This is a genomic window from uncultured Algimonas sp. (assembly GCF_947498175.1).
GTDB lineage: Bacteria > Pseudomonadota > Alphaproteobacteria > Caulobacterales > Maricaulaceae > Litorimonas.
In genome coordinates, this window is record NZ_CANMJB010000003.1 from 47,109 (window position 1) to 61,642 (window position 14,534).

General features: G+C 63.9%; 17 protein-coding genes. 9 read left to right on the top strand and 8 right to left on the bottom strand.

The genetic code is table 11. The features are described from left to right. Positions 1 to 113 precede the first annotated feature (113 nt). Both gntA and Q0718_RS05050 read left to right on the top strand, forming a co-directional pair. The gene (gene gntA, locus Q0718_RS05045; RefSeq protein WP_298914421.1) at positions 114 to 860 is read left to right on the top strand and encodes a guanitoxin biosynthesis heme-dependent pre-guanitoxin N-hydroxylase GntA; all 747 of its coding nucleotides are present in this window, start codon (positions 114 to 116) and stop codon (positions 858 to 860) included. Then, positions 857 to 1,444 (top strand): urea carboxylase-associated family protein, encoded by a 588-nt coding sequence (locus Q0718_RS05050; protein ID WP_298914424.1) that lies wholly within the window; start codon positions 857 to 859, stop codon positions 1,442 to 1,444. The genes gntA and Q0718_RS05050 overlap by 4 nt, the downstream gene beginning before the upstream one ends. Here the strand turns inward: Q0718_RS05050 and Q0718_RS05055 are convergent. After that, complete coding sequence (locus Q0718_RS05055) at positions 1,441 to 2,205, bottom strand: endonuclease/exonuclease/phosphatase family protein (RefSeq protein WP_298914427.1); 765 nt, start codon at positions 2,203 to 2,205, stop codon at positions 1,441 to 1,443. The genes Q0718_RS05050 and Q0718_RS05055 overlap by 4 nt on opposite strands. 158 nt (positions 2,206 to 2,363) lie before the next feature. On the opposite strand from Q0718_RS05055, the gene cls reads away from it, so the two are divergent. The 3 genes from cls to Q0718_RS05070 are packed head-to-tail and all read left to right on the top strand — an operon-like array spanning position 2,364 to position 5,616. Beyond that, complete coding sequence (gene cls / locus Q0718_RS05060) at positions 2,364 to 3,827, top strand: cardiolipin synthase (RefSeq protein WP_298914430.1); 1,464 nt, start codon at positions 2,364 to 2,366, stop codon at positions 3,825 to 3,827. Continuing rightward, positions 3,824 to 4,759 (top strand): diacylglycerol kinase family protein, encoded by a 936-nt coding sequence (locus Q0718_RS05065; protein WP_298914433.1) that lies wholly within the window; start codon positions 3,824 to 3,826, stop codon positions 4,757 to 4,759. Before cls ends, Q0718_RS05065 begins: the two co-directional genes overlap by 4 nt. Then, positions 4,756 to 5,616, top strand: coding sequence for a metallophosphoesterase (locus Q0718_RS05070; RefSeq protein ID WP_298914436.1), 861 nt, complete (start codon positions 4,756 to 4,758; stop codon positions 5,614 to 5,616). The genes Q0718_RS05065 and Q0718_RS05070 overlap by 4 nt, the downstream gene beginning before the upstream one ends. A gap of 268 nt (positions 5,617 to 5,884) precedes the next feature. Here Q0718_RS05070 and rpmE read toward each other — a convergent pair whose 3' ends face one another. From rpmE to efp, 6 genes are all read right to left on the bottom strand, one after another. Beyond that, positions 5,885 to 6,100 (bottom strand): 50S ribosomal protein L31, encoded by a 216-nt coding sequence (rpmE, locus tag Q0718_RS05075; protein WP_298914439.1) that lies wholly within the window; start codon positions 6,098 to 6,100, stop codon positions 5,885 to 5,887. A 90-nt stretch (positions 6,101 to 6,190) separates the two neighbouring features. Next, on the bottom strand, positions 6,191 to 7,006 hold the full coding sequence (locus Q0718_RS05080; protein ID WP_298914444.1) for an inositol monophosphatase family protein: 816 nt from the start codon (positions 7,004 to 7,006) through the stop codon (positions 6,191 to 6,193). A 104-nt stretch (positions 7,007 to 7,110) separates the two neighbouring features. Next, on the bottom strand, positions 7,111 to 7,287 hold the full coding sequence (locus tag Q0718_RS05085) for a hypothetical protein (protein ID WP_298914446.1): 177 nt from the start codon (positions 7,285 to 7,287) through the stop codon (positions 7,111 to 7,113). A 24-nt stretch (positions 7,288 to 7,311) separates the two neighbouring features. Continuing rightward, positions 7,312 to 7,491, bottom strand: a complete 180-nt coding sequence (locus Q0718_RS05090) for a hypothetical protein (RefSeq protein ID WP_298914449.1) — start codon at positions 7,489 to 7,491, stop codon at positions 7,312 to 7,314. A 1-nt stretch (position 7,492) separates the two neighbouring features. Next, entirely contained in the window at positions 7,493 to 7,711 is a 219-nt protein-coding gene (locus Q0718_RS05095; RefSeq protein WP_298914452.1) for a hypothetical protein, read from the bottom strand. Beyond that, complete coding sequence (gene efp / locus Q0718_RS05100) at positions 7,711 to 8,277, bottom strand: elongation factor P (protein WP_298914455.1); 567 nt, start codon at positions 8,275 to 8,277, stop codon at positions 7,711 to 7,713. The genes Q0718_RS05095 and efp overlap by 1 nt, the downstream gene beginning before the upstream one ends. Before the next feature lie 155 nt (positions 8,278 to 8,432). Here efp and Q0718_RS05105 point away from each other — a divergent pair, with 155 nt between their 5' ends. Next, positions 8,433 to 10,307, top strand: coding sequence for a helicase-related protein (locus Q0718_RS05105; protein WP_298914458.1), 1,875 nt, complete (start codon positions 8,433 to 8,435; stop codon positions 10,305 to 10,307). A 118-nt stretch (positions 10,308 to 10,425) separates the two neighbouring features. On the opposite strand, the gene Q0718_RS05110 is transcribed toward Q0718_RS05105, so the two are convergent. After that, complete coding sequence (locus tag Q0718_RS05110) at positions 10,426 to 11,073, bottom strand: HAD family hydrolase (protein WP_298914461.1); 648 nt, start codon at positions 11,071 to 11,073, stop codon at positions 10,426 to 10,428. A 98-nt stretch (positions 11,074 to 11,171) separates the two neighbouring features. Between Q0718_RS05110 and Q0718_RS05115 the strand changes: the two genes are divergently transcribed. The 3 genes from Q0718_RS05115 (at position 11,172) to Q0718_RS05125 (ending at position 14,533) form a co-directional block, all read left to right on the top strand. Further along, positions 11,172 to 12,518, top strand: a complete 1,347-nt coding sequence (locus Q0718_RS05115) for an O-antigen ligase (RefSeq protein WP_298914464.1) — start codon at positions 11,172 to 11,174, stop codon at positions 12,516 to 12,518. A 72-nt stretch (positions 12,519 to 12,590) separates the two neighbouring features. Then, complete coding sequence (locus Q0718_RS05120) at positions 12,591 to 13,688, top strand: DUF2855 family protein (RefSeq protein ID WP_298914466.1); 1,098 nt, start codon at positions 12,591 to 12,593, stop codon at positions 13,686 to 13,688. Positions 13,689 to 13,693: 5 nt separating this feature from the next. Further along, positions 13,694 to 14,533: an enoyl-CoA hydratase-related protein gene (locus Q0718_RS05125; RefSeq protein ID WP_298914469.1), complete on the top strand. Its 840-nt coding sequence runs from the start codon at positions 13,694 to 13,696 to the stop codon at positions 14,531 to 14,533. The last annotated feature ends 1 nt before the right edge of the window (position 14,534 follow it).

Sequence of the window (14,534 nt, forward strand, 5' to 3'; positions counted from 1 at the left end):
GAGTCGGAACTGATGCAACCCTTTCGGAACGAAGCGGCATTGCTTCCCGTTGACGGATTCCAACGTTCCGGATGCAAATCATAGGGGCGCCAGCCCGATAAGGAGACGCAAGCGTGCCCAGACCGTCCGACAATCCGCCAGCCCCCGATAGCGAGACGCGCTTTGAGTCCTTCGTCCAGGACAAGGCCTTCCCTTGCGTCGGGGCGAAAGCCGCCCTCGTACGCGGCGCGCTGGAAACGAAGACGCTCGGCAACCTGCAATCCAACGCCGACGATCTGGCACTTTGGCTGGCCCTGTCGGACTTCGCCGCACAACTGGAACCGGGATGCATGGTGGTTCAGTCTTTCGTCGTGATGTTCCCGGATACGCCGGACTTGTCGGAAACGGCGTTCGAACATGCGCTATGGGCACGACTGCAAGGGTTGCACTATATCGACACGCAAATGGGCCAGCAATGGTCCGACGACACGTCCGACGACCCCGGAACGAACAATTTTTCCCTGTCGATCGCAGGCGAGAGCTTCTTCGTGATCGGCCTGCATCCCGGCGCGTCCCGCCCGGCCCGCCGTTTCGACCATGCGGCGCTCGTCTTCAATTCCAATGCCCAGTTCGAGGCTTTGCGCGCCGACGGCCGCTACGACCAGATGAAGCGGATCATACGCGAACGCGACGAGGCGCTGGCCGGATCGATCAACCCGATGCTGAGGGATTTCGGCCAAGGCTCGGAAGCCGCGCAATATAGCGGACGCCAGGTCGGCGAGGACTGGCAATGTCCCTTCAGCGCGCGCAAGCCCGTGGAGCTACCGCTCAAACCGGATCTTCCACTGCCGAACGAGCCCCTGATGAAGGCGGCCTCATGAGCGTTCAGAGGATCCCGCCCAAGAGCGGAACCGCCTTCGAGATGAAAGCCGGGCAGACCTTGCGCGTCATCGATCCGGACGGGCAGCAGGTTTCCGACCTCGTCGCCTACAATGCCCACGACCGGGAAGAATTCATCTCCTCGGGTCGTTCCATCGATTACGCCTCGAAGATGTTCCTCTCCACCGGCGATCTGCTCTATTCCAACCGCTCCAATCCGATGTTCAGGATCGGCCGCGACGATGTCGGACGCCACGATTTCACCCTGACGCCCTGCAGCCGCGATACGTTCCGGCTGCTTTACGACGACCATCCGATCCTGCCCGGTTGCCAAGGCAATCTCGAAACCGCGCTCGCGCCTTACGGCATTTCGCCCGACCGCGTGCCGATTGCCTTCAACGTCTTCATGCACGTGGATGTGAACGGCCAGACCGGCGAGATCAAGGTCCTGCCGCCCAAAAGCGGACCCGGCGACGCAGTCGAGTTCGAAGCCCTGATGGATCTCGTCGTCGCCATGACGGCCTGCTCCGCCGGGCAGAGCAACAATTTCACCTATAAGCCGATCGACTACGAGATCCTGGATTAGGACCGCAGGACGGACGCCCGGAACTCCGCCGAGACCGGGCGATGGTCGGAATAGTCTGCATCTTCGACGCTGACATCGTGATCGTGCGACATGTCGTCGGTCAGGATATGATCCAGCCCAAGCCGGGGCGCCCAGGACGGAAAGGTCTTGTGCGGTCCGACCGTGATCGGCCGCAATCCCGTCATCGTGGAAAAACGGCTCAAAGGCGCCGAGCGCGCCGTGCAGTTCAGATCGCCGCAGACGATGCTGCGCGCCCGCCCGTAGCGCGGCAGATTCAGATGATCGGCGAGGAAGTCCAGCTGCTCGGTCTGGTCCTCCGGACCAAGTGATAGATGCACGCACGCCACCACGGTTGCCGGCTCCATATCCAGTTCCACGACCAATGCCCCGCGCCCGCCGATTCGCCCCGGCAGTTTCAGATCTTCGCAGCTGACGATCGGCACGCGCGACAGGATGGCGTTGCCGTGCCGCGAAATGGCACGCACGGCGCGGTTTTCCTGGAAGACATGATGCGGATGGCGGCTGGCGTCGCGCAGCAATTCGCCCTGGTTTTCGAACCCGGCGCGTCGCCCGCCCGGATCGACCTCCTGCAAGCAGACGACATCATAGGCCGCCAGGAACTTGCCGATGGCGCGCAGGCGCTGCTTCTTGGCCTTGGTGGACATGAGCTGGTGATGGGCGCGCGTGACGTAATGGTGCGCCCGCTGGGTCCCGATGCCCGCCTGGATGTTGTAGGACAATATCGAGAAGGTCTGGCTCATTGACGGGTCCGGACACCTTTGCTTCTCGACTTGCCGCCCGCCACTTTTCAGGGGCGCGTCCGGATCTATGAGGAACCCGTGGCGCGGCCAGCCGTTCCGTCCGGGTCCTGGAGGATGAATGCATCCGATAGGGTGAAAGCTGGAACGGGGAAAGACAAATGCTGCCGACAAGCCCGCTCCTGCTGCTTGCGCACATCATCGTGACGGTGACGCTGTCGCTCATCGTCATCGGCCGGCAGATCAATGTCGCCACCACCCTGTCCTGGATCATCCTGCTGGCGGTCCTGCCGATCGTCGGGCCGGTGCTCTATTTCCTGTTCGGCAGCCAGTCGCTGGGCCGCAAGCGCCGCAAAGCGGGCTGGGCGATCCGCCAATACTACCAAAGGGATTTCGGCATCGGCAAACGCCGGGTGGACCGCGAAGACCTGCCCGTCGCGGACTATCTGCAGGAAATGTCCTGGATGCTGTCCATCCAGACCGGTTTCTTCCCGGCCGCCGGAAACCGCTACAAGCTCTACACCGAAGCGCCGCCTCTGATCGAGGCCATGATACGCGACATCGATGCGGCCCAGGACAGTGTCTATCTGGAATTCTACATCGTGGAACCGCGAGGATCGATCGTGGACGTGCTGCAAGCGCTGGAACGCGCGGCCGGCCGCGGCGTGGATACGCGCCTGATGGTGGACGATTTCGGCGGGCGCCCTTTCTTCAAGTCCGACTGGGATGACCGCCTCGTGAAGGCGGGCGTGGACGTGGTCCATTCGCTATCGGTCAATCCGCTCAAGGCGTTTTCCAAGCGCACCGACCTGCGCAACCACCGCAAGCTGATCGTGATCGACCAGGACATCGGCTATACGGGCAGCTTCAATCTGACCGACCCGGTGAAATTCAAGCAGGGCGAAGGCTTCGGCGAATGGGTGGACGTGATGATGCGGCTGGAAGGCCATATCGTGTCGTCCCTGTCCTGCGTCTTCAATACGGACTATATCTTCGACAGCCAGGGCATGGATTATTCGCAGGAAGATCTGGCGGAACTGTCCGATGACGGCGACGACGCACCGGTCTTCGACGACGGCGCCGTCATGCAGCTGGTCCCGTCGGGCCCCGAAATGGAACGCTCCGTCATCCACGAGCTGATTTCCGCGTCGATTTTCGGCGCACGCAAATCCGTGACCGTCGTGACGCCCTATTTCGTACCTGACGAGACGATCCAGCTGGCCCTGATCAATGCGGCCCACCGGGGAGTCACGGTGCGCATCATCGTGCCGCGCCGAGTCGATTCCATCATGGCGCGACATGCGGGCGAAAGCACGTTCGACAGCCTCATCGGCGCCGGAATCGAAATCCACCGCTTCACTGGCGGAATGCTGCACACCAAGCTGGTCCAGATCGACGACCAGATGACCATGATCGGCACGGCCAATGTCGACATGCGCAGCTTCTACCTCAATCTGGAAATGACGCTCTGCGTCTACGATAGAAACTTCGCCGACCAGATCAACAGACTGATCGAAGACTATATTCGCGACTCCGAAATGCTCGACCCGCAGAAATGGGAACAGCGCGGCCCGTTCCTCCGTTGGAAAGAGAACATCCTCCGTCTTGTGAGCCCCCTGCTTTGAACTTCCAATCCGCCCCGCGCAAACCCGTCGTGCTGACCAATCTGTCCTCCTCGTCCTCCGAGGACATATCCGGCGCGCTCACCTCCATTTTCGAACGGTTCGGTTATGGCCGCCCGGAAATGTTCGTCGGCCGGTCCGAAGACATGGGCTCGATGATGGACGGCATGCGCGAGGCGGGCGGCGATCTGCTCGTCTCCTATGGCGGGGACGGCACGGCCGCCGCCGTGGCCTCTATCGCCCGCGAACAGGATGTGCCGTTCATCGCGCTGCCTGGCGGCACGATGAACATGCTCATGGGCGGGCTCTACGGCTCCGACGATTGGCAGGAATGCCTGATGCGCGGGCTCGCCGTCGCCCAGCCCCGGCCGATGACCGCAGGCGTCGTGACCGACGCGGATGGTCGGGATCATCCTTTCCTGGTCGGTTGCATGATGGGCAAGCCCACGCGCATGAGCGAAGCGCGCGAGGAACTGCGAGACGGCCGCGTCATGGAGGCGGCCAAGGGCGCGGTGGATGCGCTGAAACGGACGTCCGACTCCGCGCCGCTCTATTTCGCGCTCAACGACGGCGATTATGACGGCCGGCCCCTGGAACTCATCAACGTGACCTGCCCGTTCATGGACGGCGAGTCGCTCGACCCCGATGCGTTCGATCTGACCCTGTTCGACACGGTGACCGGCGGGGCGACATTGTCCCTGGGCCTGTCGGCCATGCTCGGCAATCTGCGCCAGAGCCAGGAGGTCGAGACCGTGCAGACCGATCGCTTCCGCATGCGCGCCGACCGACCCATGGAAGCCCTTCTGGACGGCGAACCGCATACATTCGACGGCGAGGTCACGATCCGGCTCGACAAGGCGTGCGGCCAGGTCATGGCGCCTTGGCCGGCCATGAGCTTTCCTTCCGCCAAAGCCATGCCAGGAAGGCCCGCATGACCTCGATCCTGCATTTCGCCGACATTCATTTCGGCGTCGAGGATGGGGACGCCCTCGCACGGCTGGACGCGACCATCGAGCGTCTTCAGCCCGACGTGTCCGTCATTTCGGGCGATGTCACCCAGACCGGGTCGGAAGAGGAATTCGAAGCCGCTGCCAAATGGATCGAGGGACTGGCCGGGCCGAAGGTCATCACGGCGGGCAATCACGACACGCCGATGTACGGCATCCTCGACCGCATTCTCAAACCTTTCGACCGTTACGCCGATTATATCGATCCGCTGGATGTCGGTCGTTACGAAGACGATGATGTCGTCATCTTGTCCAAGAATACGGCCAGAGGTGTGCAGATGAAACTCGACTGGTCGGTCGGCGTCGTCGATCTCGACGAACTGGACGCCAAGATCGCCGATTTCAACACATCCGACTGGCAAAAGCTGCGCTTCCTCAACGTCCACCATCCCTTCATCTACCCGCCGGAATCGCCGCTGCAGAAGGAGACCGATAACGGCCCCGAAGGGTTGAAGCGGCTGGCTGACGGAAATTGCGACGTGGTCCTGTCCGGACACGTCCACGTGCCTTTCGTGGTCGAACGCGAACCCGGCGGCAGCGAACTGCTGTCCATTTCGTCCGGCACCCTGTCAACGCGCCGCCGCGACAACAATCCCGCCTTCAACCACATCCAGGTCGATGATGACGAGATCGTCGTGACCATGGTGGAATTCACCGGCGAGGAATATCTCCGGTCCGAAAAGTTCCGCAAGAACCGCCGCGATCTCTCCGCCTGGCGTCGCGACGGCTACACGCAGATGCGCAAGGACGGGAAGGTGCTCGCGACGCAGCCCATACGGGATTAGCCCTACGCATCGGCTTCGTCGTCCCTGTCACCGGGCCGCGGAGCGGACCGAAAGCCGATCCAGCCCATAAGGCGCTCGCGCCGCGGCACGAGAAGGAAAGCCGCGGCGCATGCTTGCAAGCCCACAATGCAAAACGGCCCCGCAGGGCCGTCTCGATTACACCGATGTCTTCATGCGGCCTGACGGCCGCTCTCCGCTCCGGCCCGGTTAAAATGCCGCTACAGCCTCGTCGCCTAAGGCGCCGAAACGGGCATTCTTTCCGATGAGGCTAGGCGAAGCCTTTGAATTTGTCCTTGAACTTCGACACGCGGCCACGGTCCGAAATCCGCGCTTCGCCACCGGTCCAGGCCGGATGCGTCTTGGGATCGATGTCCAAGCTCAGCGTATCGCCTTCCTTGCCCCAGGTGGAGCGCGTTTCATAAGTCGTGCCGTCGACCATCTTCACGGTGATGGTATGGTAGGCGGGATGTCCGTCTTTTTTCATGGGTCTTCTCTATGTTGGGTACGGCTTTGCTTTGGTCGGTCCACCGCGAAGGCGGGCACATAGGCGGACACGGATGCGGAATCAAGACCGCTAGGTCACCCGCTCCTTCAACAGCGGAAAGATCGTCTCGTTCGCGCAAATGATGTCGCCGTCCAGCGGGTCGCCGCCGGACAGGCTTTCGACCTGTAGTCCCGCTTCTCGCGCGATCACGATCCCGGCGGCCACATCCCACGGTGTAAGGCCGCGTTCCCAGAAGCCGTCGTAGCGCCCGGCCGCCGCCCAGGCCAGATCGAGCGATGCCGCGCCGAAGCGGCGCACGCCGGCGGACGTTCCCATGACCTGATGCAGTTCCTTGAGGAATTTGGCATGGCCCGGCCGGCCCTTGAACGGAACGCCCGTGGCGAAAATGCAGTCGGCGAAATCCGTCCGTCCGGAAGGCCGCAGGCGCCGGTCGCCGCCGCCGCGCGTGCCGTCATTGATGTAGGCGCCGCGACCCTTTTCGGCGAACCACATATCGTCGGTGACGGGATTATAGACCATGCCCGCAACCAATTCGCGCGGGTCTCCGTCGATTTCGCGCTCCAGCGCGATGGAGATGGAGAAATGCGGGATGCCGTGCAGGAAGTTGGTCGTTCCATCGAGCGGATCGACAATGAAGCGGTGGGACTTGTCCGTGCCTTCGATCGCGCCCGCTTCCTCCATCAGGAAGCCGTAGCCGGGCCGGGCGCGGCTCAGTTCTTCGTGGATCGTCCGCTCCGCCTTGCGGTCGGCGCGCGACACGAAGTCCGCCGGACCCTTGCGGCTGACCTGCAAGGTTTCGACCTCGCCGAAGTCGCGCAACAGGTTGCGCGACGCCTTGCGCGCCGCCGCCTGCATGACGCCCATGATCGCCGACATTCCGCTCATCGCGTTCGTTCCAATCCGTTTCCAGCTTCGAGAAAAGCCGGGCCTATAGCAGCGCCGCGAAAAAGCGCGAGCCGCTTCTTCACGCCTCGGCATCCGCCGACTGCCTATTTCTTCCTGTACCCCAGCCATCCGCCCGCGAATCCACCCAGCGGCGCAAGCGTCAGCAACAGGACGTTGCCCATGAACCCGGCTTCCGCGTCGCGGAAGAATAGAAAGATGAATACGGCGATGATGACCCCGCCGAACGCGCCCGCCAGTGCGGTTTTCATTTTCTCGCTCATGACTGGAACCTCACGGCCAAGCGCTCACGACGCCCAAATCTTCGGCAGGACCAGCCGCACTAGGACGGCAACGACCAGCCCGGCCCCCGCCGCCCAGAGCCGCCCGACGCCGAACATGTATTCCAGACCAAACGCCACGATCACCAGAACGACGATCGGGATGAAGCGCAATATGGCGAGGCGGCGGCCGAGATTTTCAGTCATGCTATTCGGCCTTTTCCCTTTTTCTATTCTGATACCAATAAAGGAGCCCCATCATGAAAGCCCCGGACACGCCGCCCATAACGAGGGCGTGGGTCCAGTCGAGCGGGTCTCCGGATCGATGCGCATTGAAAAGCCCCACGGGGCCGGCATAGATGAGGCCGCCATAGATGAAGCCGCCATAGATGACGCCACTGAGAATGAAGGCCGAAAGCCAGCGCATCAATCCGTTGCCCGCGTCACATAGGAGCCGTCTTCCGTATTGATGACCAGACGCTCGCCCGTGCCGACGAAGGGCGGCACGGCGGTGCGAACGCCGTTCGTCAGGATGGCGGGTTTGAAGCTGTTGGCCGCCGTCTGGCCCTTCACCACGGGTTCGGTCTCGGCGACTTCCAGCGTGACCTGGTCGGGCAGGGAGACGCCGATGGCCTTGTCCTCGAAGAACTCCACATTCACTTCCATGCCGTCGGACAGATAGACGGCGCGCTCGCCGATGAAATCGCGCTCCAGCATGATCTGCTCGTAGCTCTCCGAATTCATGAAAACCGCCATGTCGCCCTCGTCATACAGGTAGGTGTGCGGTTTCTGGTCCAGCCGGACGCGCTCCACCGTCTCGGCGGCGCGGAACCGTTCGTTGAGCTTTCGCCCGTCCATCAGGTTCTTCAGCTCCACCTGGTTGAACGCCCCGCCCTTGCCGGGTTTGACATGGGACGTCTTCACCGCGACCCAGAGGCCGTCCTGGTGCTTGATGATGTTGCCGGGCTTGATCTCGTTGCCGTTCATTTTCATGGCGGGGTCCTTTGGAAAGCGGCCCCCGTCGGGGACATGATGTCTTCAGGCGCGCCTAGCAGGCTCTCCGGCTCAGCGAAAGCGCAAGGGGAACCGGGCTGCAGCAAGAACCGTTGATGGCGAGGGTCGGCGCCGTACCCGCCCGAAGGACCATCATGACCCAGACCGATCTGCCGCCCGCCTTGCGATCCCGTCCGCCTCGGCGCGGCGAGACGGTCGTGCATCTGGATTACGGCCTGTGCCGTTTGGGGCCGCACCGCCGGGTGGAGCTGTCGGACGGCGCGCTCGACACGGTCGAGCTGCGGTTTCGCGGCGGCGATACGCTCAATGTGCCGTTGAGCGACGCCGTCCGGATCTGGGCCTACGGGGCGAGCCTGCCCAAGAGCGGGCTCGATCCCATCGGCTCCAAGGACTGGAGCGAGCGCCAGGACGAACGCATGGCCGAACTCGGCCGCAGCCTGTCCGCCATCCTGCAAAAACGCCGGGCGCGGCTGGACAGTCCCGTAGGCGCCATCCCTGTGGATGCCGCCCTGCGCGAGCGGGCGGGTGAAGGGTTCGCCCACCCGCTGACCCCGGATCAGCTGTCGGCTCTGGACGATGTGCTGGAAGAAATGGGTGCGGCGACGGCCATGAACCGCATCATCGTCGGCGATGTGGGTTGCGGCAAGACGGAAGTCGCGGTGCGCGCCGCCTTGATCGTGGCCTTGTCCGGGCAGGCCGTGCGTTTTGTGGCGCCGACCCGCGTTCTCGCCCGGCAGCACTTCGAGACGGTGGCGCCGCGCACCGAAGCGCTGGGCCTGCGCTGCGCGCTTTGGTCGGGCGACCTGACCGACGCGCAGAAAGCGGACGCGAAAGCGCGCTTCGACGCCGGGCAGATCGATGTGCTGGTCGGCACGCACGGCCTGTTGTCGGACGGGTTCGATGCGTCCGCCTTTGCCCTGACGATCATCGACGAGGAACAGAAATTCGGCGCGAAGCTCAAGGCGGCCACGGACGGGCCGGGCCGTCGGCTGCGCCTGTCCGCCACGCCGATCCCGCGCACCCTGGCCGAAGCCCGGGTCGGACTGGCCGATATATCGCTGATCGAGACCTATCCTTCGGGGCGGGGCGCGACAGAAACGCGGAGCTGCGACGGCAGCGATTCGGCGGTCCGCGAGACCGTCGATGCGGAACTGTCCCGCGGAGGGCAGCTCATCGTGCTGTGCAGCCGGATCAAGGACTTGAAACCGGTGCGGCGGCGCCTGCGCGCCCTGTTTCCGGACGCGTCGGCGGCGACCGTCCATGGCCGCCGCAAGGCCAAGCGCAACCGCGCGGCCCTGCAAGATTTCCGGACGGGCGCGGTGGACATGCTGTTCGCGACATCCATGCTTGAGACCGGGATCGACGTGCCGTCGGCCAACACCATGCTGGTTTTCGACCCGCACCGTTTCGGATTGGCGCAGCTGCATCAGTTGCGCGGCCGGGTCGGTCGCGGCCAGCGCGATGCGCGGTTCGTGCTGGTCGGCGACCCGGACAAGCCCGATAGCAAGTCATTCGCCAAACGCGTGCGCGCCTTGGAACAGATGGACGAACGCGGCGACGGGCTGCGGCTGGCGCTGGCCGACAGCCTGCTGCGCGGCTCCGGCCGTCTGGACGACGACGAACAGAGCGGTCATGCATCGGCGCTGGGCCTGGAGATCTACGAATACCTTCTGGGGCTTGCCGCGGCCGATCCGCAAAGCGCGATGACGGATCTGCTGCGCGCCGTGCCGCGCGTGATCGCAGAGGAGGTGGATCTGTTCGGGAACGAACCCGATGTGGATCGCGTCCTCGCCGAATGCCGGGCGGCGCTCACGAACCCGGAACGTTTCCTCGTCCCGAAACCGGACCGCCCCTATCCTGCGATCCTTTCGGCCTGCCAGTCGCTGGAGGCGTGGAAGATCGCAGCGCACGCGGACGGTTTCACCTGCGCCCTGCCGGACGGAGCGGTGATGGACATCGCCGGTGATGTAAGTGCGCTCGTGAGGCGCGCATTGGAGGCGAAGCCGTAGGGTCCTGTCGGTCTCGGGCGCGGCATGCACGACCGGCTACAGGAACGCTTCCGCCGCGGCGACCGAGATGCAAGGTTTGGTATCCAGGCGTCGCCAGAGGCATGCGGGGCGGACGATGTCAGCTGATCCGGATGCCGTCCATCGCCTTTACGACGGTGACGCCGTCCGCATCCAGCAAGCCGGTGCGGTCCGGATCATATCCGATCACGTGCATCCCGGCCGCCAGGGCGCCTTCGATCCCGGTCGGGCTGTCCTCGATCACCACGCAATGGGACGGGTCGGCCTGCATCTGGCGGGCCGCGTGCAGGAACAGGTCCGGATGCGGCTTGGGACGCGCCACATCGACCGCGGAAAAGATCCGGCCTGCGAACACCTCCAACAGACCGGTCGCACCGAGGCTGATCGCCATTTTTTCGTGCCGGCCTTGAGAGGCGACGCAACTGTCCAGACCGGCGGCGTGGACGCGTCCGATCAGAGCTTTTATGCCCGGCACGGGCCGCAATTCGGTGCGCATCCGGTCTTCCTGCTCGCGGTGAAAAGCCGCTCGCCAGGCCGGATCGACCGCGCGTCCCAGCCTGCATTCGATCACGGCGTGGACCTGCGCCATGGTCCGTCCCTTGAAGCGGCGGACCGATTCCGCGCCCTTCATCGGCCAGCCCAGCCGGGTGATGTGCTCGGCCATCACCGCATTGGATATCGGCTCGGAATCGACCAGCACGCCGTCACAATCGAAAATGACGAGATCGGTCGTGCGGCGCTGGATCATGCGGCGTCCGATGGCATGAACCCGGCAGGAACGGAAGCGCCCCGCCCGGTCCACGCATGGTTAACGCGGCTCTAACCCTTTTGCGGCGAAAGCGGGCCATGGCGACCGCTTCCTACGCTTCGGGCTACAGCCCCGCCCAGTTGCAGCAGCGCGACCTCGCGCTGCGCGGTCTCGGCCGCGCGCTGGAGACGGCCGTCTGGGTGTTGGTCATCCTATTCTTTTCCGGGGCCGTCATCGGCCTGACCTTCGCTTCGGCCGAAGCGATGGATGCGGGCGAAAGCCCGTTTGCGCGGATGCTCTGGTATCCGGTCTATCTGATCGTGGCGGGGTTTGCCGTGATGCGCCTGCCCCATCTGCTTCGGCTGGTGTCGCGCAACCCGTTGCTGGTCCTGTGCGTGCTGTGGATGGGAATCACGTTTTTCTGGTCGGTCGATCCCGGTGTGACCTTGCGCCGGTCGGTCGCGCTGATGATGACGACGCTGGCCGGAATCGCGTTCGCCGCGCGTTACGACTGGGGCGAGATGATACAGCGTCTGGGCGTCGCCGTGCTGATCCTCTGCCTGATCACCGTGGCCGTCGTCCTGCTCAACCCGGCGCGCGGCATCATGCAGGACATCCATCCGGGCGCCTGGCGCGGGCCATGGGTGGAGAAGAACTATCTCGGCGGGCTGATGGCCAAAGGGTTTGCGATCTGCCTCTGCGCCTTCGCCATGCGTCCGGGGCGGGGTTGGCTCTGGCTCCCGACCGGGGGGCTATGCGTCGTCATCATGCTGCTTTCGACATCCAAGACCGCGCTGTTGGCGGCGATTGGCTGTTTCGGCCTGTTCCTGCTGGTGCGCCTGTTCCGCCGTCATCCCGTGCTGCGCCTGCCGCTGATCTGGGCGGTCGTGGCGGGCTTGGTCGGGTTGTCGTTGCTGCTGACCGTAGGGCTGGAATGGGCGCTGTCGCTGATCGGGCGTGACCCGACCCTGACCGGACGGACGGATATCTGGGCGTTGCTGTTCCGGGCGATCGAACAGCGTTACTGGCTCGGCTACGGCTACGGCACCTTCTGGGGCGATCCGTTGGGTCCGAGCTACGAGACCCGGACCGTGCTGCAATGGAACGTGCCGACCGCGCATAATGGCTGGCTGGACGTCTGGCTGTCGGGCGGGGTGGTCATCGTGGGCCTGTTCGCGCTGATGACGGCGATCACGGCGATCAAAAGCCTGGTCCGCATCAAGACGGGCGGGGTGGAAACCTATTGGCTTGTGCTGAGCCTGTTCTTCTTCCTGCTCTTCTCCCTGTCCGAATCCGCGATCCTGCAACAGAACAGCTTCAGCTGGTTTTTGTTCTCGGCGACGACGGCCAAGCTCTGGGCCGGCGATCCGGCCTGGTGGCGGCCGGGCTCGCGCGGGGAACGGCACGGCACGGTCGCCCGCCTCGGCATCCACCGCGGGGCGTAGCGGCGCGACGCATATGCGCTATTCGAGGCCGCGGGCTGACGAGGGACGCGCGGTCATGATAGAGGCGACAACATGCAGACCCTCCTCGTCAATCGATCCGATCCCTCCGACGTCAGCCTCGTCACGCAGGACGCACCGCCGTTGGATGAGGGCGAGGTCCGGCTGAGCCTCGACAGTTTCGCGCTGACCGCCAACAACGTCACCTACATGATCTTCGGCGACCAGATCGGCTATTGGCGCTATTTCGACCCGAAAGCCTATGGGTTCGGCGAAGATCATCAGGGCCGCATGCCGGTCTGGGGGTTTGCGACCGTGAGTGAATCGCGCTGCGAAGCCGTGCCGTCCGGGACGGAAGTGTACGGCTTCTTCCCGGTTGCGGACGAACTGACCGTTCGGCCCGGCAAAATCACGCCTCAGGGATTCCAGGACGTGGCCGATCACCGCGTGGCGCTCCATCCCGTCTATAACAGCTACAGCTATACGGCGACGGATCCGTCCTACGCGGTGCAGAAGGACATCCAGCCGGTCCTGCGCCCGCTGTTTCTGACCAGCTTCCTGATCGACGACTTCCTCGCATCCGGATCCTTTTTCGACGCGCAGCGCGTCGTGCTGACAAGCGCGTCGTCAAAGACGGCATTGGGGACGGCCTATTGCCTGAAACAAAGAGCCAGCGTCGAAGTGCTGGGCCTGACGTCGGCGCGCAACCGGGACTTCGTGGCCGGCACCGGATATTACGACACGGTCGTGACCTACGAAATGATCGAAGGGCTGGACAAGGTGCCGACCGTGATCGTGGACATGGCCGGGAACGGCGCGCTGCTGTCGCGCCTCTACGCGCATTTGCGCGGCAATGTGAAATATGGCTGCGCGGTCGGCAAGTCTCATCATGACGGCGACGCCGCGCCCAGATCCGCCATCGAGAAGAGTGGGGGCGCTCCGATGACGATGTTCTTCGCGCCCGACTATGCCAAGTCGCGCATCGCCGAATGGGGCATGGCAGGCTTCACCGAACGCCTGTCGGAGCGCTGGATTCCCTTCCTGAACGATGCGGCCCAATGGATGGAGGTCGGCGCGCCGCGCAGGGCGGATGCGATGATGGCAGCCTATCGCGACCTGCTGGAGGGCGCGGTCGATCCCCGCCGGGCCTCGCTCTTCACCCTGAAAGGGTAACTTCCATGTCCTATGAATGTTTCGACATCTCGATCGAGGACCGGATCGCCCATATCCGTCTTTCCCGCCCGGAAAAGCGCAACGCCATGAGCGAGAGCTTCTGGGCGGACCTGCCGAAGATCGTGCGCGATATCGACGATACCGCCAAGGCGCGCGTCATTGTCATCTCGGCCGACACGACGGATGAGAAGCCCATCTTCTCCGCCGGGATCGACGTCTCCATGTTCGCTTCCGGCGGTGTGGCGGGTCACGACAAGAACGCGCCCGGCTACGGGGCCGGCTTCTATCAGAACGTCCGGCGTCTGCAGGATAGTTTCAGCGCCTTGGAAGAGTGCCGCATTCCGGTCATCGCCGCCATCCATGGCGGGTGCATCGGCGGGGGCGTGGACCTGATCACGGCGTGCGACATCCGGCTCGGCTCGACCGATGCGTTCATAACCATCTACGAAATCAATGTCGGCATGACGGCCGATGTCGGCACGTTCCCACGCATCCTCAACCACATGCCCGAAGGCGTGGTGCGCGAGCTGGCCTATACGGGGCGGCGCATGGGGGCGGAGGAGTGCGAACGGCGCGGACTATTCAACGCGACCTACGCGACCGAAGCCGAGCTGATGGATGCCGCCATGGCGATGGCGCGCGACATTGCGACCAAGCCGCCGCTCGCCGTCTATGGCTGCAAACGCATCATCACCTATTCGCGCAACCACGGCACGCAAGACACGCTGGACCGGATCGCGGTCTGGAACATGTCCATGCTCATCCCCTCGGAGATGATGGAAGCCATGGCCGCCAAGGGCGAGAAGCGCGACGGGACGTTCGCCGACCTGCCCAAGCGCAATTGAG